Below are 18051 nucleotides of genomic sequence, written 5' to 3'. Positions count from 1 at the left end.
GGGGCATGCCTGAATGGAACACCCGCCGAGCCGGGCCGGGGTGCCGGAGTAACCAAAACGGGTGTGACCGGCCATAACAAGCGGGATAACCCTAGGGTGGGGTTCACTCTTCGGCCGGATTTCGCTTGGGCCCCGAGGATCTGAAACCTGCAACGCCGATTCCCTGTCGGGGTCAGGGAGCGTACGCAGGCGGCCCGGCTTCAGTCCTGTACGGCGGGACCCCGGGACAGCCCCCCCCCCCCCCCGGAATCCGCCAAGCCGGCCAAACAATGAAACAGGGCAGCCGAATCTTCCAAGGCCCCGGCGCGGTGGCGCTGCATCCGCTCAGCCGGCAATGCCCCCGTCCCCCCTGCTTATATGCTTGCGTTAGGGACAAAACCACAAGGAGGGCCCGGATGACGACGATGAAGCAGATCGCCCAAGCCACCGGGGTCTCGGTCTCCACGGTCTCCCTGGTCCTGAACAACCGCGACAAAGGGCGCGTCAAGGCGGATATCGCCGAGAGGGTGCGCGGACAGGCCAAATCCATGGGCTACCGCCCCAATCCCCTGGCTCGTTCCCTACGCACCTCACGCACCGGCATCCTAGGTTTCATCTCCGAGGAGGTGGCCACCACCCCATATGCGGGCGGTATCATCATGGGCGCCCAGGACGCAGCCGCCCGATTGGGATACATGCTTATCACCGTCTCCACCGACGGTGTGGCCGATGAGGGGCGGCAGATCGCCGCACTGAAACGCTACGGGGTCGACGGTTTCCTCTACGCCAAGATGTACGACAGGGTGGCCGACGTGCCGGGCTCACTGGCCGAGCCGCCGGTCGTTGTCGCCAATGCGAGCGAACGCACCGGCCGTTTCCCCGCAATAGCCCCCGACGAGTTCGCCATCGGTTACGACGCAACCCGCCGTTTGATAGATGCAGGCTGCCGGAGGATCGCCTACATAGGTGACAAGGACCCCATCCTCGCCCAAGGCATCCGCTTCAGGGGATATCGCCAGGCGCTGGAAGAGGCGGGCCTGGGATATGACCCTTCGTTGACGGTCAATGTCGGCTTCAACCAGGAAGCCATGACCGGGGTGGAACTCATGATCCGTTCGGCCCGGCCCGACGGCTTTTTCTGCTTCAACGACGCACGCGCCTGGTACGTTTACGAAGCCGCGGCCCGGCGTGGTCTGACAATCGGACGCGACTGGAGCGTTGTGGGGGTCGATAACCACCGGGTGTTCGCGGAGACCCTCGCACCGCGCTTGACCACGATCGCCCTGCCCCATTACGAAATGGGCTTCTGGGCGGCCACCAAGCTGGTATCCCTCATCGAAAAACGGACACCGAACCCCGCCGGGTCGAGCAGGCTCGGCGCCCCCCCTACCGCCCATGGATGCGGCGACCCCGGCCCTGATACGCTGCCGACTGCTCGAAAAGGATTCCGTCGCCGACATCTGACAGTCACAATCCCAGCAAGCAGGCGCATTCCCTGCATGTGAGCGCTCTCAATACCACTCTTTCGGTCGCAATACATCAATCGTTTGACGTTAAACGATTGACGTCCTAGAATGTTCGATAGGGGAAACGAAGCGAAGAATGCTTCGTGGCCACGGACCGGGCGGTGATGCTCGACCCACGACATTGAGAAAGAGGCAACCATGGCCAAGAAAATGTCCGCTTGGAGGAACCCCTCCTACCTGGAAAGCTCCACAGGAATATTCCTGTTCTTCTGCTCCTGGGGCATCTGGTGGTCCTTCTACCAACGCTGGTTGGCCACGGGTCTGCACCTGACGAACACGCAGGTGGGCACGGTCTACTCCATCAACTCCCTGGGCACCCTGATCATCATGTTCGTCTACGGCATCGTCCAGGACGAGCTGGGCATCAAGCGTCGCCTGACGATCTTCATTTCGGTGATCGCCGCCCTGGTCGGCCCGTTCGTGCAGTTCATCTATGCGCCGCTCATGCATACGAACCTGATGGCAGGCGCCCTGCTGGGCTCCATCGTCCTGTCCGCCGGCTTCATGTCCGGCTGCTCCCTGCTTGAGGCCGTGACTGAACGCTATTCTCGCAAGTTCGGCTTCGAATACGGCCAGTCGCGCGCCTGGGGTTCCTTCGGCTACGCGATCGTGGCCCTGATCGCCGGCTTCGTCTTCAACATCAATCCCATGATCAACTTCTGGCTGGGCTCCGCCTTCGGTGTCGGCATGATCCTTGTCTATGCCTTCTGGATCCCGGCCGAGCAGAAGACCGAGATGAAGAAGGAGTCCGACCCGAACGAGAAGACCAACCCCTCCCTGCACGACATGCTGATGGTGTTGGGCATGCCGGCCCTGTGGCTGCTGATCGTGTTCATGATGTTCACCAACACCTTCTACACGGTCTTCGACCAGCAGATGTTCCCCACCTACTATGCCAACCTCTTCGCTACCCCCGAGATCGGCAACTCCGTCTATGGCACTCTCAATGGCTTCCAGGTCTTCCTGGAGTCCGCCATGATGGGCGTGGTCCCGGTGATCATGCGCAAGATTGGCGTGCGCAACTCCCTGCTGCTCGGTGCCACTGTCATGTTCCTGCGCATCGGACTGTGCGGCTTCTTCCACGACCCGATCATGGTCTCCGTCGTCAAGCTCTTCCACTCCATCGAAGTGCCGCTCTTCTCCCTGCCGGCCTTCCGCTACTTCACCCTGCACTTCAACCCGAAGCTGTCCGCGACCCTGTACATGGTGGGCTTCCAGATCGCCTCGCAAGTGGGACAGGTACTCCTCTCCACCCCGTTGGGCGCCCTGCACGATGCCGCCGGCGACCGCACCACCTTCTACACCATCTCCTTGGTCGTGCTGGTGGCATTGATCTACGGCATGTTCGTGCTCAAGAAGGACGACCAGCAGGTGGAGGGCGAGCCCTTCTACACCGACAAGCAACTGGCAGCCAAGGCCGACGCCGCCTGATCGGGCTGCGCTTGTGCAAGTGCGGCCAAAGCCCACGGCAATTGACCGCAATCCGATAAATGAATGGTGTGCGCCCCTTGCAGGCCCAAGTAGCCAAGGGGGCGCACACGCAACAATGAAAGGAATGCTCAAGGATGAACATTGAGTCTATGCCCACATATGACCAGAGCGAACAGTTGGCGAAGGCGACGGCAGGCGTCGCCGCCTTCGCCGCCAAGCGCAATGACCGCTGGTACCCCCTCGACCACATCGCCTCGGACGGCGGCTGGATCAACGACCCCAACGGACTGTGCTATTTCAAGGGGCGCTACCACGCCTTCTACCAGCTCCACCCTTACGGCACCCAGTGGGGACCCATGCACTGGGGCCACGTCTCCAGCGCCGACCTGGTCACCTGGCGGCGTGAACCCCTGGCCATGGCGCCGAGTTTCGAAGCCGAGAAGGACGGTGTCTTCTCCGGGTCTGCGGTCGTCTCCGACGACGGCAAGCTGGTGATCTACTACACCGGCCACCGCTGGCGCAACGGAGTCAACGAGGATGAAGGCAACCTGCAGGAGCAGTGCATGGCCGTCTCAGACGACGGCGTCCACTTCGAGAAGAAGGGTGTCGTGGTCCCCTGCCCCGACGACCGGATCCTCCACTTCCGCGACCCCAAGGTCTGGAAGCAGGGCGATGAATGGCGCATGGTGTTCGGTGTGTCAACCCCCGAACACAAGGGCGAAATCTGGATGTACCGGTCCGACGACATGGTCAACTGGACCTTCGATCGTCCCATCTACAGGCATCCGGACCCCGACGTGTTCATGCTGGAGTGCCCTGATATGTTCCCCCTCGGGGACAAGTGGGTGATCTGCTACTCCGCGATGGGACTGGAACCCAAGGGGTTCCAAGCGCGCAACCACAACAATGCCGGCTACGTGATCGGCAGCTGGGAGCCGGGTGGGGATTTCCACCAGGAGACGGACTTCCATCTGTGGGACGACGGACATAATTACTACGCCCCGCAGACCTTCCAAGCGCCTGACGGCCGCCGGCTGGTCTTCGGCTGGATGGCCCCCTTCACCCAGCCGATCCCCATGGAGGACGACGGTTGGTGCGGGCAGTTCACACTACCTCGCGAAGTGACACTGGCCGAGGACCACCTGCGCACCCGGCCCATCCGGGAATTCGCCGAGCTGGACAAGGACAAGCGCGATTTCGGCCCAATCGAACTCGGTGTGAACGAGAGCCGTGACTTGGTCTCCGACGCGCTGACGGCCGATATCCAAATGGACATCGACCTGTCCAGCTCCCAGGCCGAACGCATCGGACTGGAACTGCACCGCACCCCCAATGGCGACCACACCCTCGTCTGCTATGACGACCAGCTGGAGCGGGTCGTCATCGACCGCCATTGCAACACATACGGGGACCGGGGTTACCGGACCGCGCCGGTTGACAAGTCCGCCGGATCCCTCAAGCTGCGCATCATCGTGGACCGCGGATCCATCGAAGTGTATGTCAACGACGGACTGGAAGTCATGTCCTCATACTCCTTCCCCGCAGACGGCCCCCGTGCCATTCGTCTCATCACGGAGTCCGGCGAGGGCAAGGCCATGATCACGTCACTCTCCATCGCCACCCCGGACACCATCTGGGAGGGCACAGGCCGCTGACGGTCCGCGATCGCCCACCAGGCCAGCGCTGCTGACCGCCACAACAAAGGCCCGCCCCATCCGGGGCGGGCCTTCCGTCATTCCAGAGACGGAACCCCTCAGCGGGGCATCACGTCATCGGGGATGATCGACTCATAGTGGCCGCCGTCCATCGCCTTGTCGAAGTCCTCCTTGGCGGCCTTGACCAGGTCGGGGTCGGTCAACGCGTCATAGGCAGTCAGGGCGATGGTCTTGCCGGCCATCAGCAGCCCCTTGTGCGCCACCGAGGACTTGCCGTTGGACACCCACTGCCAGGAATGCGGTGAGGTACCCTGGGGCTCGAAACCGCCATTGAACTGTGCGGTCGGGGCGTTCCAGCTCACGTCGCCGACATCGGTGGAGATTCCGGCGCTGTCATCGAAGTGCAGGGGGAACTTCTTGAGCATCATCGACGACTCCGCCATCTTCTTGACCTCATCGGCCGGCAGATCGGGGAAGTTGGCCTGGGCCCGGTCCAGAAGCCTGGAACCCGCGCCTTCGACCGTGTCGGCCAGCTTGCGCTCGTACTCCATCTCCTCGTCCGTCAGCTGCAGGGGGCCGACGATATCCAGGTTCTTGTCCATGGCGATTGAAAGCGGATGGTTGGGGATGTAATTGGCGCAGGCCGAGTCCATCTCCATCGTCACCTCGGTCTCGGTCATCATGGCCGCACCTTTGGCAATCTTCGTCACCCGGTCCCAGATGTCCTTGGCCTGGCCCATCTTGGGTGCACGCACGAAGTAATAGAGCCGGGCGTGGGACTGGACCACGTTCGCGGACTCGCCGCCGGCGTCCATGAAGGCGTAGTGCACGCGGGCCGGATCGATCATGTGTTCACGCAGGAACTGCACACCCACATTCATCAATTCCGCGGCATCCAGGGCGCTGCGACCCAGCTCCGGCGCCGCAGCCGCATGGGCCGGCACACCGGTGAAGTCATAGTAGGCCTGGATGACGGCCAGACTGGAGTTGGCCCATACCTGCGTATAATCCATGGGATGCCAGGTGAGGGCTGCATCCAGACCGTCAAAGACGCCATCGCGGGCCATGAAGGCCTTGCCGTAGCCTGATTCCTCAGCCGGGCAGCCGAAGAGCTTGATTGTGCCCTTCAGCCCCTTCTCCTCCATGAAGGTCTTGATACCGACGGCTGCAGCCAGGGCGCCCGTACCCAGAATGTTATGACCGCACCCCTGCCCGTTGCCTCCGGCCACCACCGGCTTGGGCTCGGGGACATCCGCCTGCTGGCTGAGGCCACCGAGCGCGTCGTACTCGGCGGTGATGCCGATCACCGGCTTGCCCGAGCCCCAACTGGCGATGTAGGCGTAGTCCATGTGGGAGACGCCCTTCTGGATGTCGAAACCTTCCTTCTCCAGAACCTTGTAGTGCTGCTGGACGGATTCCTTGACGGCGAACCGGGTTTCGGGCGTCGCCCAGATGTGGTCGGCCGCCTCGATGAACTCCTCTTTCTTCTCCTCGATGATCTGCATGATGCGTTGCTTGTCGTCCATGACAATCCTTTCTGTTGACCGCTTGTACCGATGCCGTGTCTCCGTGCGGTGGGGCCACATGCCCCCCACCGCACGGACGAACGTCACTTCCTGATCTTGACGAACAGCACCATAAGGCCGGCTGCGATGGACGCAGCGGCCATGAATGTGAAGGCCCATACGAAGGAGCCGCTGGCGGCTTTGACCAGGAAGCCGATGATCATAGGAGCCAGGAAGCCGCCCAGAGTGCCGCCGGTATTGATGATGCCGATCGAGGATCCGATGATGTGCGGATCCATGATCTTATGGGGCCAAGTGAAGATGCCGGTGAAGGCGACCATGGAAACGCATGACACCAAGATCAGCAGGAGCAACGAGACCCAGATGTTGCGGGAGAGCACGAAGCCGATGACCAGGATGGCGCTGAGTACGGTCGCCCCGAAAATCGCCTGCTTTTCACGCCCCAGGAAGAACTTGGACAGCAGCTGTCCAGCGAACACCGTGGCAACCGTCTGGAAGATGGCATTGAAGGACAGCAACAGCCCGGCCTGGGTGATGCTCAGATGGAAAGTCGTCTTGATGTAGGTGGGCATCCAGGAGATGTTGCCGTACAGCAGGATGTTCAGCAGGAGCATGGCCAGGAACAGCACCAATACATTCCTGTTCTTCAGCACCTGCAGGAAGCCGATCTTCTTCTCGCCAGGGGCGTTGTCGACATTGGGCTGACGGGGCTTGGACGGCACGAAGATGAAGATGCACAGGCAGGCCAGCAGGTAGAGCGTCCCCAAAACCCCATACGCCAGATGCCAGTTGGCCGAAACCAGGTTCGCACCCAGGGTGAAGGCCAGAATCCCGCCGATGCCCGAAGTTGACAGGATCAGCGATTGCATGAACGTCCGCCGTTCCTGCGGGAAGTTCTCGGCGATCGACTTGGAGCAGGACGGCGGATAGCCGCCATGACCCATACCGGCGAAGAAACGCACGGCTATGAAGAAGGCCAACCCGTTGGCCAAGCCGAACATATAGCTGAATAAGCCGATGATCGCCATCGAGGCCATCAGTACCCTCTTGGCCCCCAGCTTGTCGGCGAGCCAGCCACTGGGGATCTGCATCAGCGAGTACCCCAGGAAGAAGGCGGACATAATGATGCCGGTCTGCCCGGAATCCAAGTGGTATTGCTCGGATATCGGGATGATGGCCGTCGAGATCATGTTCTTATCCATATACACGATCGAATAGCCGGCCATCAGCGAGAAGATCAGCGTCCCGCTCGCCATTTTCGAAGATTGTTTCAGTTGCATCGGTGTATGACTCTCCATAGTGTCTTGTGTCTTGGGTGCAGCCTGAGCTGTGCACCCCTCCGCCCAGCCAGGATCAGGCCGGATATTCCCCCATAACCCCCCGTTCGTGGGGGACGGTCTGTGCCGTTGTGTCCCTCTCATGCATGGACCGGCACCCTCATTGGCATGGGGGATGCCGGTCCGTCGACTCGAACCAGCCGTCAGTGAGGCATGACGTCGTCGGGGATGACGACCTTGTATTCCTCCCCTTCGAAGGTCTTGTCGAAGTCCTCATGCGCCTGCTTGAGCAGATCAGGATCGGTCAGGGCGTCATAGGCCGTCAGCGCCAGAGTCTCACCAGCCGACAGCAGCCCTTTGTGGGCCACCGAGGACTTGCCGTTCGCGGCCCATTGCCAGGAATGGGGCGAGGTGCCCTGGGGCTCGAAGCCACCATTGAACTGCGCGGTGGGTGTCTGCCAGCTGACATCACCGACATCAGTGGACCCGACCGCTTTCTCCGAGAACACCAGCGGGTACTTCTTCAGGGCCATGGTGGATTCCGCCAGCTTCCGGATTTCATCCGCAGGCAATTCCGGGAAGGCTTCCTGAGTACGGGCCAGGACCCTCTGCTTGCCGGCCTCGGGGATGGTATCGGTGTACCGGCGTTCGTATTCCAGTTCCTCGTCCGTGAGCGGGAGGGGGCCGACGATGTCCAGGTTCCGGTCGATGGCCTCGGTCAGCGGGTGGTTGGGAACGAAGTTGTAGCAGGCGGCATCGAACTCCTCCTTCACCTCGGTCTCGGTCATCATGGCCGCGCCCTTGGCGATCTTCTCGACGCGCCTGAGCAAATCCTGAGTCTGCTGCATCTTCGGGGCGCGCACGAAGTAATAGAGCCGGGCGTGGGACTGGACCACGTTCGCGGACTCGCCTCCGGAATCGATGAAGGCGTAATGGATACGGGCATCATCGATCATGTGTTCGCGCAGGAACTGCACACCCACGTTCATCAGCTCCGCGGCATCCAGGGCGCTGCGACCCAGCTCGGGCGCCGCAGCCGCATGGGCCGGCACACCGGTGAAATCGAAGTAGGCCTGCAGGACGGCCAGGCTCGACGAACCCCAAGCACTGGTCATATCCATGGGATGCCAGGACAGGGCCATGTCCAGCCCGTCAAAGACACCATCGCGGGCCATGAAGGCCTTGCCATAGCCGGACTCCTCGGCCGGGCAGCCGAAGACCTTGATCGTCCCCTTCAGCCCCTTCTCCTCCATGAAGGTCTTGATGCCAACACCGGCGGCGACGGCACCCATACCCAGGATGTTGTGACCGCACCCCTGTCCGTTGCCACCTTCGACCAAAGGCTTGTGCTCACCGAGATCAGCGACCTGGCTGAGGCCACCGAGGGCGTCGTATTCCCCGGTTATGCCGATGACCGGGTGCCCTGAGCCCCAGCTTGCAACGTAGGCGTAATCCATATGGCCCACGCCCTTTTCGATCGAGAACCCTTCCTTCTCGAGTACTTCGTAATGAGGCTTCACGGACTCCTTGACGGCGAAACGGGTCTCCGGGGTCTCCCAGATCCGGTCAGCAGCGTCTATGAACTCCTGCTTTTTATCTTCTATGATTTGAATGATTCTTTGCTTGTCATCCATGACGTCGCTCCTTGTGTAAGCGTCCATGCGGGTTCTCCCGCTCGGCGACTTCCATCGTCCCCTGTGACCTATCTTACACTTTTCCAGAAACGAACACACTCAATCCACCGACATCCGCGATGACTTCGCATCTACGCGCCCGCACCCCATCAGGTCCGGCACGTCAGGCACGGCCTGCGAACAAGAGAGATGGCCGAAGCCCCGGATTGGACATATGTGGTGAAGTCGGCAAGCCGTCGCTCTCCGCTCATCACCTGGATTTGACCCCGCCGAAGCGGCGATCCCGATGGACATAGTCATCAATGGCGCGCCACAGTACTTCACGCCCACAATCCGGAAACAGCTCCGGCACGAAGGCCAGCTCGGCGTAGGCGGCCTCCCAGGGCAGGAAATTGGAGGTCCGCTGCTCGCCCGAAGTGCGGATCACCAGGTCGCAGTCGGGGATATCCGGGTTGTATAGGTGCTCCGCGATCATCCGCTCGGTGACCTTGGCGCCCTTGATCCGCCCGGCCGCCACCTCATGAGCTATGGCCGTAGCGGCGTCGGCCAGCTCGGCCCTTCCCCCGTAGTTGATGCAGAAGACCACATCGATGGTCGTATTCCGCTTGGTGCGCTCCATCGCGACTTCCAACTCGTCGATGACCGACTTCCATAGGCGGGGCCTGCGGCCCGACCAACGCACCCTGACCCCCCACTTGTCCATCTGCGCCACACGACGGTGGATGATGTCACGCGAAAACCCCATCAGGAAGCGTACTTCGCTCGGACTCCGCCGCCAATTCTCCGTTGAAAAGGTGTACAGGCTCAAGTAACGCACACCGGCCTCGATGGCTCCGGCGATTGTGTCGAACACCACCGGCTCGGCGGCCTTATGTCCTTCGGTGCGCACCAACCCGCGGTTCTTGGCCCAGCGGCCGTTGCCATCCATGATGACCCCCACATGCCTGGGAACCGCCTCCGAAGGGAACCGAGGCACGCGGCCCGGATCGGCGAACGGTGCGTCCGGTACACTCAGGGAACTGTAGTCCATGCCGTCAAAGCTCATAGGGTTGAATCTAGTAGCCGCAGGGAGCGGATAGGACGTTCCAGATAGTATTCGCCCCATTTCTCGACAAGCCGGTCGGTCTGCGGGTCCAAGGGCCCGGGACCCAGCCTCCCCCAATCACCATCCGTCAGCGCCTCCAGCTGGGAGCGCACATGGGCCCCGGCCCGGACGGCCTCGGGCGTGTGGTCGGCCTGGCAGACCACCCCGCCACCGGCGACCGAGAAATAGGACAGCTCCGTCTGATTCGGGGACTTGGAGCACACTATGCAGGAATCGAACCTTGGTCGCCAGCCAGCCAAGGCGAGGGACCGCATCAGATAGGAGGCTGAGATCTGTCGGGGGTCGCGCGCACCGGTCGCCAGGGCTTTCAATGCGGCTATGAGGAGCAGATACTGGGGCCTGGCGGGCTGGTGCTCAGTGGAGACCAACTTGTCCGCGGCCTCCAGAATCACACCGCCGTTGGCGTAGCGATCGTAATCGGCACATATGGGGTCCGCGTATGCGGCCAGGGAGGCGGCTTGCGATACCACGTCCAAACTGCGTCCACGGGCCAGCAGGAGGTCGGCACGCATGAAAGGTTCAAGGCGGGATCCGAAGCGGGACTTGGTCCGGCGCACCCCCTTGGCCACCGCCCGCACCTTGCCGTGCCCTTCGGTCAGGATGGTGATGATGCGGTCGGCCTCGCCGAGTTTCACCGTGCGAAGCACCACACCCTGGTCCCGGTAAGTCGCCATGCCGTCCCTCCCCCACGATCCGCCGACCGTCGTGGCATCCACCGTCATGTTCGCCGGCCAGGCGGACAAATCCATATGCGCTGTCCCATCAGTGAACATGGCAGGTCACCCCGACGCGGATGGAGCCCCCGCTGGCTTCAGTAGATGAACAACCCCCAGAAAGCGAACACCAGAAGCAGGGACAGCATGGCCAGGGCCGTTGACCCGAAGAGAACACGGCCCAAACGGCTGGAAGCCAGTGCAGACTGCGAATCATGACCTTTAAGGCTGCTGGCAATGACCGTCCTTTTACAACCATCATGCCTGTCCTGCCTGGGGAGGCGACGCACCCCAGCCACGGTCGCCACTTCGTGCAGGCGCACCAACACCCGTGACCAGGCCCACACCACCAGGGCGGAGACGACCTGGATGACCGGCCAGGACCAGTCACTCACGCCGGCGGGGTCCGGTACGCCACCCCAACCCAACTTGACCAGGGCCTGGATTACCTGTCCCAGGCCGGCCCCCAGAAGCAGCAGGGCGGCCAGGGTGGAACCGGCGATGAGCGCCAGCGAGCCGCCGAAACCATGGGAAAAACCAAGAACCGGGCGCTTGTCCCTCCTAAACAGACGGACGAGTTTTACGATCCCGGCGGTCAGGACCAGCAGGGCCGAGACCAGCAGGAACACCAGTGCACTGGAGTGTACAAGAATCATGTACACGGTGAGCTTGCGCCGGCCGTACAAATCCAGCGGCACTGCGATCGACTGGTGGATGGTTGCCCCAGCCACCGGTGGGGAGGTCTGCTGAAGGGCGTGTACCTGTCCCTGGCTCCAGTCGATGATGTCCTTCAGATAGTGGTCGGCCAGGGGCGTGCCTGCGACGGCCTCATCCCCCAGTCGAAGCACATGGTTGGAGACCGCATAGGAGCGCACGCTCACGTTCCAATTGCCCGCATCGTGGGCCAGGGCCAGAATCTTCTGAGCCCCCTCCACCTGCGCGGTCATCACGTCCTTGGTGCCATAGGCGACCAGCGTGGGGATCGCATAGGCGCTTCTGACGCCGGTCTCGATGTCCAGGTTATGCAGACCGAACAGGTCGGCGTCGGTGGAGAACAGCCGTCGGACGACGGACTGGTAACCGGGGTTGGCGCCGGCGATGGCAAAATCCTGCGCCACGAAGAAGCCCAAGGCATGCCTTGGCGAATAGACCATAGGGCTCAGCAGAATCTGGAATGCGATCCGTTTATCGTCCCTTAACAGGAAGGAGGAGATCCAGGTGGACTCACTGGTGGCGTATATGCCCACCTGGTCGGGATCCACTTCCGCCTGGCCTCGCAGATATTCGATCACCTTGTCGTAGGCCTTGGCGGAGGCAGGATAATCCCGGTCGATGTCGGTGGTGGACCACATCGGTTTGTCGGTCACGGCGGTCACGAAGCCGGCGGAAGCCATCGCTCCGGCCACGTCACCGAAGGAATCGTCACAGGTGCCGGAGCCCGCCCCATGCATGAACAGGATCGCGGGCCGACGCCCGGGAGCGTCCACGGGTTCACGCACCTGCACGCGGATGCGCTGGACCTCCCCGGTGGCAGACCGCCTGGCGTCCACCCAGGCGTAACGGTGCGTGACCGGGTAGGCGCCCACCTGCTCCATGGGCACCCGTTGGGGATTGTCAAAAGTCACCGATGTATCAGGAGTCAGCGTCTCCATATTCTGGTCGACGGGTTCATACTTCCACGGCACAGCGGTCAAGTGCGAGATGGAGACGAGGATACCCATCAGGATGATGAAGACCGGCAGACAAGCCATGATCCGACGGCCCCAGGTCCTAGGAATGGCTTGTGGGTGCTCCTCCGCCGCTTCGGGTTGGCTCGCTCGTTTCGACACGGGGGACATTCTATCCGAACAGCCCGAAGAGCCGAATGGGGTGCGGTGTAGCCGGCAGGTGGGACATCATAAGGGATGAGGAAGGCACCCCGTCAGTTATCGCCAGGCTCCTGCGTGTCATCGAAGGACGGGAAGGAGAGGCTAGGGATGTCCGCATCCACCTCGGGCAGGTGAACATCGAAGAGTTCCTCCTCCGGATTGGCATCATGCCTAGCCCGACGGGCGGCAGGAACCGGAGCCTGTGGGGCAGCCACCGCTTCGGGCGGGTTGCCGCCTATACCGGAGGTGTCTGTAGCTCCCGTTTCGTCTTCCCAATCCGTCAGAGGGTTGAAACTGGCGGTCTCCTCCAGAGGCGCAGGCCGCTCGACCGAATCCGTTTCCGACGACGGGACCGGGGGATCTTGCCGTCTCGCAGTGGCGGTCCGGGTCGACGCAGGTGCGGAAACCCCACTTGCGACCTGCTGGCCAGCGGACGCAGGTGCCGGCTGCGAAGCCCCGCCGGACCGGCTGGTGGCAGCGGACCTGGCCAAAGCCGCCAGTGATGAATTCGATTCCTTCGCCACGTCTGGAGCCGGCGGGGCAGCCGGAGTCTGCACCCGACCGGTGCCGGGCTGGCCAGGCTGGGTCCGTCGACCCGGCCGCCGGGTTCCCGTTGCCGCAGGAACCGGAGGGGCAGCCGGAACATCTGCCTGTACGGGATCCTGAACCGGCTGGGTTACCCTGGCCGGCAATTCGCCGGCACGTCCTTGCATGACCCCGGACCGGCGAGGCTGCCGGAAGACAGGCACTGAAGCAGGCGCCGGCGGAGCAGCAGCCGGTTCAACGCCTGCATCCCCATCCGCACCTTCGAAAATGGCTTGCTCAGCCTCATGGAGCCGGTCAAAGCGATCTTCGTCCCCGCCTGCGGCCGCCCCCTGCCCGGTGTCATCCTGGGCCATGGCCGGAACCGAAGAACCTCCCGTATCGTCGGCAACCACTTCATCGTCCTCGAACCCGGCCCCGGCCACCGGCTGCATACCAATCACGGTATCGGCCGCCCCGGCATCCTTGAGGGGTGTCATGGCAGCTGTCGCCTCGGCATCCGCGAAGAGGTCGGCCCCGGGATCGATGCCCCCGTCCGACGGGGACTTGCCCTCCCCCGATCCCGGCATGGAAGCCGGCTTAGCGGCGGTCGCCCCGGCTCCAAGTCGGATGTAGGATTCAAGTTTCTGCAGAAGCTCGACGGCCCGTACCAGGTAATAGTCCACCTGGCGCTCGTCATAGCCATGCTTGCCCCGGCGTTGGGTGAAGATGACATTGGACACGCGGTCGGCGGTGATGTCGGCCAGATTGCGTTCATCCTCCGGATCCACTGATTCGAGGCCCAACTGGCTGGCGGTCTTGGCCACCACTTGGTCCACCAGCCTGTCCACCTGCTTACGGTCGTAGGAGGGGTCACCCTCCCTGCCCGGCGCAAACCGTTCACCTTCCGCCCGTAGGGCATGGACAGCCAGTTCCTGCTGGATGCCGACGGCCGATTCAATCCAACGGGCTTGGCCGTATTGGCCGATCTGCCAGGAGGTCAGGCGGTCGGACACGGCCCGGCTCAGTCGTGACAGGGCAGCATCCACCTGGGGGATGATGTATCCGTTCTTGCACAGGTCGAAGGAGACGTTCCCGATGTCACGCTGGGTGAGCTTGGACACGTCACTCTCATAGAGCTTGTGGGCGTGGGCCAGGAAGGCATCCACCTGATCGGTGTCATATCCCCACTTGTGCTTGCCAGCACGCGCGATCATCGCTTCGCTCCGATCGGATTCAGGCTCTTGTGCCATGGCGACATCGACCTCCTGCCCTTTCTTGCCGGGGACCATTTGCTCAGTCCCAAGCTTACGTGTGCGTTACGACCGAAACGGCCGTTATCCGCATATCGGTCTATTATGGGAAGTCGCGCCCGCAGGAGCTGCGGTCCCAGGCGGCGCGCCATCGGGCGATTAGCTCAGCCGGTTAGAGCGCCACCTTTACACGGTGGATGTCGGGGGTTCGAATCCCTCATCGCCCACAGCGGGACACGCGTACTACAACGGCGAGACAGACTTGTCCCAATAATTGTTTCGTGTCTGCTCGCCCGAAGGGACGAAACCCGACTGGCTGTACCCCCCCATGCTGTACAGCCGCCGACATGGTTACCTGCCTTTGCCGAAAGCGCGCAACCTGGTGGCGTTCCAGTCCCTGCTGACCGTCAGCGGCACCGCCGAGTTCATCCCGGCGGTCTTCGCCGCGTTCGACACGGTGCTGGGACCGGGGGCGCCGTCCCGACCGGGCTTCGGGGTCAGGACCCAGACAGGGGTGTCGTCTTCCAGGGAGGTGGAGGCATCGACGATGGTGTCGGCCAGATCGTCCTCCTCATCCCCGTCCCGCCACCAGATGATGACACCGTCGACTTGGGCGTCATAATCCTCATCCACCAGCTCCTCGCCGGTCAGGTCCTCGATCTGCTGGCGAATGTCGTCATCGACGTCATCGTCCCACATCCACTCCTGGACAATGGAGCCCGGATGGAAGTCGAATTCTTCTGCTCTCTTGGTTGTAGTCTCAGCCACAGCAACAGCATAGCAACCCGCCCCGGACACATCCAAGCGGGCTCCCGCCGGACCGGCACACAGGAGAGCCTGTCAGGAAGCGCTGGGATGCTCACAGAACCGTAGGTGCGCCCGCAAGCGGAAGGCCAGATCCAGCAGCGGATAGTCACTCAGCTTCCTGGGGTTGTATCCTGTGGCCCTGGCTATCGTGTTCAGCCTGTTCTGCATGGTGTTCTTATGTATATAAAGGTCCTTCGCGGCGCGGGTGATGCTGCCGTTGCGCCGCCGGTAAGCCCGCAGCACCTCCTCGAACGCATCCAGCCTTTCCTCGTCAATCCCACCCAGCACACGAGCGACGAAGCGTCGGGCCTCCCTCTCGGGCAGGGAGGAGACCACCAGCCCCTCATCCATGCGTTCGTAGGGGCACACCCCCCGCTGCCCGGTGAACACGAACCAGTCGGCGGCCCTCGCCGCCTGCCGGTAGCTGCGCCAATACCGGTCGGCACTGGTTTCGACCAGACCCAGTCCAAGGACCAGTCCGTCTCCGACAACGGCACCCAGCCGCGAGCGCAAGTCGGTGAACAGGGAAGGCAATATCCCGCCATCGCCGGCCGACTCCCCCGAACCGACGAACACGCGGAACTCCCGAGGGCCGGCCGAGAACAGGCTGACACCGTAAGCCTGGCAGACTTCGGCCAAACCGTCGTACAGCCCTTCGGGAGCGCTCACTACGCCGGGTGCCCCGCCACAGGTGCGTCCGACGATGGCCCGGCCCCGCCCCAGCTCGATGCCCAGGGCCGCTGCCATCGAGCCCGCCAGGCCCATGTCCTTGCGTTCCAGGGTCAGCAGGTTCACCAGGTTGTCCGTCAGCATGCGCTGGTCGAACCGTGTGATCTGATCAAGGTTCTCCCGGATCAGGATCTCGGTCATCTTCTTGATGACCTTTCCAAGCGGCTCGACGTCCGAGCCCTCACCCGTGATCCCTATGACGGCCACCACCGCTTCGTTGAAGACGACCGGCACATTGATCCCGTCCCGGGCACCCGCATACTGATGGTCCTGGTCCACGATGATCGGCTTGTCCAGACGCACGGCCAGCTTGGCGGCCTCATGCCAACTGCCGATACGACACCTATCCGTTGAGGCGATGATCGTGCCCGAGGTGTCGAAGAAGTTGATGTCATGCCTAAGTACGTCCTTGAGATTGGCGACGATGTTCTGCGCGATCTTCGGATCGATGTCCACGCGTCTCTTCCCCCTCAGCAGCGGGCCTGCCCCGCCCGTTCGAACACAGATGGTACAGGTACCATTTTTTGAGGTAAATCACATTTACCTTTAGGTACCCAGTATATGGCCGCGGAAGTGCCATTGAACCATACTGGATATATGGGCACGGACGCAGGCAAAGCTGCCGACCACGGTTCTACGTACCAACCGACAGCAGGTTGTACGTACGGCGGCATGTCTTCGACAACACACCCGAAAACCATGAAATCACCAAGAAGGAGCACACCATGAACATCACCCTGGCCTGGTGGGCCGCCCTGATAGGCCTGGCCCTGGCCATAGCCCTGATCCTCAAGAAGCTCAACACCACTTACGCCCTGATGCTGGGCGCCATCGTAGGATGCCTGATCGGCGGAGCCTCTCTTCCCGATACAGTGAAGATCGTGGTTGCAGGCTCCCAATCCGTAATGGGAACAGTGGTACGTGTGCTGGCCGCCGGTGTATTGGCCGGCGTCATGATGGAATCCGGCGCGGCCAACCGCATAGCCCGCGCCATCGTCGACAAGCTTGGCGAAAGACTCGCCATCCTCTCCTTGGCCCTGGCGACGATGATCATCTGCGCGGTGGGTGTCTTCATCCCCGTCGCGGTCCTGATCGTGGCGCCGATCGCCATCGAAGTGGGTTCGCGCATAGGCATCTCCAAGCTGGCCCTGCTCGTGGCCCTCTCCGGCGGAGGCAAGGCCGGCAACATCATCTCCCCCAACCCCAACACCATCGCTGTGGCGTCCGGATTCAAGGTTCAGCCTTCGGCTGTCATGATCGGCAGCTTCATTCCAGCCCTCTTCGGCCTGGCCGCGGCTGTGCTGCTGGCCACCCTCCTGCAGCACAAGGGTCGGGTCGTCACCATGGCGGACCTGGGCGAGGAGCCGGCCAAGCAGGACGACGCCAAGGCCCTGCCCTCCCTGTCCAGTTCACTGGTGGCACCGGTGACAGCGGTCATCCTCCTCCTGCTCAACCCGGTGGGTTCCGTCCTGCACATCGCCATCCTGGAGAAGTTCCAGATCGACGCCATGTACATACTGCCCCTGGCCTCCATACTGGGTCTGCTGGCCATGAAGCAAGGCAAGCACATACTGGACTTCACGAAGGCCGGCCTGAACCGCATGGTCGACGTGGTTCTCATCCTGATCGGAGCGGGCGCCCTCGGCGGGCTGATCACCACCTCCGACCTGCCCAAGCAGATTGTGAACCTGATCAATGCGGTGGGCGTACCCGGCTCCTTCCTGGCCCCCATCGCCGGCATACTGATGGGTGCGGCAACCGCCTCCACATCCACCGCCGTGATCCTGGGCTCCAGCTCCTTCGGCGCCTCCATCCTCTCCTTCGGCGTCTCGCCCGTGGCGGCCGCCGTCACCATGCAGGCCGGCGCGACGGTGATCGATCAGCTGCCCCACGGCAACTACTTCCACGTGACCGCCAAATCCCTGAACATGACCCTGGGCGAACGCATGAAAGTGGTGCCGTACGAGTTCCTGGTCGGCCTGACCATGACCGTGGTGGCCACACTCATGTACCTGGTCTTCTGAAG

General features: G+C 62.5%; 12 protein-coding genes, 1 tRNA gene and 1 pseudogene. 5 read left to right on the top strand and 9 right to left on the bottom strand.

Features of this window, described 5'->3' with window-relative positions:
* Positions 1-395: 395 nt before the first annotated feature.
* The 3 genes and pseudogenes from CRD59_RS05900 (at position 396) to CRD59_RS05890 (ending at position 4591) form a co-directional block, all read left to right on the top strand.
* A pseudogene (locus CRD59_RS05900) lies at positions 396-1443 on the top strand (LacI family DNA-binding transcriptional regulator).
* 200 nt (positions 1444-1643) lie between these two features.
* Entirely contained in the window at positions 1644-2936 is a 1293-nt protein-coding gene (locus tag CRD59_RS05895; protein WP_113853755.1) for an MFS transporter, read from the top strand.
* Between the two features lie 134 nt (positions 2937-3070).
* Positions 3071-4591 carry a glycoside hydrolase family 32 protein gene (locus CRD59_RS05890; RefSeq protein WP_113853754.1) on the top strand — a complete coding sequence of 507 codons (1521 nt, stop codon included), beginning with the start codon at positions 3071-3073 and terminating at the stop codon, positions 4589-4591.
* A gap of 98 nt (positions 4592-4689) precedes the next feature.
* Here CRD59_RS05890 and CRD59_RS05885 read toward each other — a convergent pair whose 3' ends face one another.
* From CRD59_RS05885 to CRD59_RS05855, 7 genes are all read right to left on the bottom strand, one after another.
* The gene (locus CRD59_RS05885) at positions 4690-6117 is read right to left on the bottom strand and encodes an amidohydrolase (protein WP_113853753.1); all 1428 of its coding nucleotides are present in this window, start codon (positions 6115-6117) and stop codon (positions 4690-4692) included.
* A gap of 83 nt (positions 6118-6200) precedes the next feature.
* Positions 6201-7373, bottom strand: a complete 1173-nt coding sequence (locus tag CRD59_RS05880; protein WP_236632763.1) for an MFS transporter — start codon at positions 7371-7373, stop codon at positions 6201-6203.
* 224 nt (positions 7374-7597) lie between these two features.
* Positions 7598-9028 carry an amidohydrolase gene (locus CRD59_RS05875; RefSeq protein WP_113853751.1) on the bottom strand — a complete coding sequence of 477 codons (1431 nt, stop codon included), beginning with the start codon at positions 9026-9028 and terminating at the stop codon, positions 7598-7600.
* Positions 9029-9278: 250 nt separating this feature from the next.
* Entirely contained in the window at positions 9279-10073 is a 795-nt protein-coding gene (locus tag CRD59_RS05870) for an isoprenyl transferase (RefSeq protein ID WP_113853750.1), read from the bottom strand.
* Complete coding sequence (gene recO, locus CRD59_RS05865; protein ID WP_113853763.1) at positions 10070-10807, bottom strand: DNA repair protein RecO; 738 nt, start codon at positions 10805-10807, stop codon at positions 10070-10072. The genes CRD59_RS05870 and recO overlap by 4 nt, the downstream gene beginning before the upstream one ends.
* A gap of 137 nt (positions 10808-10944) precedes the next feature.
* A complete protein-coding gene (locus CRD59_RS05860) occupies positions 10945-12597 on the bottom strand; it encodes an alpha/beta hydrolase family protein (RefSeq protein WP_113853749.1) in 1653 nt (550 codons plus the stop codon).
* Positions 12598-12767: 170 nt separating this feature from the next.
* Positions 12768-14489, bottom strand: coding sequence for a hypothetical protein (locus tag CRD59_RS05855; protein ID WP_161522287.1), 1722 nt, complete (start codon positions 14487-14489; stop codon positions 12768-12770).
* Between the two features lie 153 nt (positions 14490-14642).
* Between CRD59_RS05855 and CRD59_RS05850 the strand changes: the two genes are divergently transcribed.
* Positions 14643-14716 (top strand) — tRNA-Val (locus CRD59_RS05850).
* Positions 14717-14840: 124 nt separating this feature from the next.
* On the opposite strand, the gene CRD59_RS05845 is transcribed toward CRD59_RS05850, so the two are convergent.
* A complete protein-coding gene (locus tag CRD59_RS05845) occupies positions 14841-15257 on the bottom strand; it encodes a DUF3052 domain-containing protein (protein WP_113853747.1) in 417 nt (138 codons plus the stop codon).
* A 72-nt stretch (positions 15258-15329) separates the two neighbouring features.
* Positions 15330-16481 (bottom strand): CdaR family transcriptional regulator, encoded by a 1152-nt coding sequence (locus CRD59_RS05840; protein WP_113853746.1) that lies wholly within the window; start codon positions 16479-16481, stop codon positions 15330-15332.
* Between the two features lie 269 nt (positions 16482-16750).
* On the opposite strand from CRD59_RS05840, the gene CRD59_RS05835 reads away from it, so the two are divergent.
* Positions 16751-18049 carry a GntP family permease gene (locus tag CRD59_RS05835; protein ID WP_113853745.1) on the top strand — a complete coding sequence of 433 codons (1299 nt, stop codon included), beginning with the start codon at positions 16751-16753 and terminating at the stop codon, positions 18047-18049.
* Positions 18050-18051 lie beyond the last annotated feature (2 nt).

This window comes from Bifidobacterium xylocopae (genome assembly GCF_003315615.1).
Taxonomy (GTDB): domain Bacteria; phylum Actinomycetota; class Actinomycetes; order Actinomycetales; family Bifidobacteriaceae; genus Bombiscardovia; species Bombiscardovia xylocopae.
This window is presented reverse-complemented; position numbering and strand designations above follow the sequence as displayed.

Coding starts and splice junctions, on each gene's coding strand:
- CRD59_RS05895 (WP_113853755.1), top strand. CDS start 1,644: ATGGCCAAGAAAATGTCCGCTTGGAGGAACCCCTCCTACCTGGAAAGC.
- CRD59_RS05890 (WP_113853754.1), top strand. CDS start 3,071: ATGAACATTGAGTCTATGCCCACATATGACCAGAGCGAACAGTTGGCG.
- CRD59_RS05885 (WP_113853753.1), bottom strand. CDS start 6,117: ATGGACGACAAGCAACGCATCATGCAGATCATCGAGGAGAAGAAAGAG.
- CRD59_RS05880 (WP_236632763.1), bottom strand. CDS start 7,373: ATGGCGAGCGGGACGCTGATCTTCTCGCTGATGGCCGGCTATTCGATC.
- CRD59_RS05875 (WP_113853751.1), bottom strand. CDS start 9,028: ATGGATGACAAGCAAAGAATCATTCAAATCATAGAAGATAAAAAGCAG.
- CRD59_RS05870 (WP_113853750.1), bottom strand. CDS start 10,073: ATGAGCTTTGACGGCATGGACTACAGTTCCCTGAGTGTACCGGACGCA.
- recO (WP_113853763.1), bottom strand. CDS start 10,807: ATGGCGACTTACCGGGACCAGGGTGTGGTGCTTCGCACGGTGAAACTC.
- CRD59_RS05860 (WP_113853749.1), bottom strand. CDS start 12,597: ATGGCTTGTCTGCCGGTCTTCATCATCCTGATGGGTATCCTCGTCTCC.
- CRD59_RS05855 (WP_161522287.1), bottom strand. CDS start 14,489: ATGGCACAAGAGCCTGAATCCGATCGGAGCGAAGCGATGATCGCGCGT.
- CRD59_RS05835 (WP_113853745.1), top strand. CDS start 16,751: ATGAACATCACCCTGGCCTGGTGGGCCGCCCTGATAGGCCTGGCCCTG.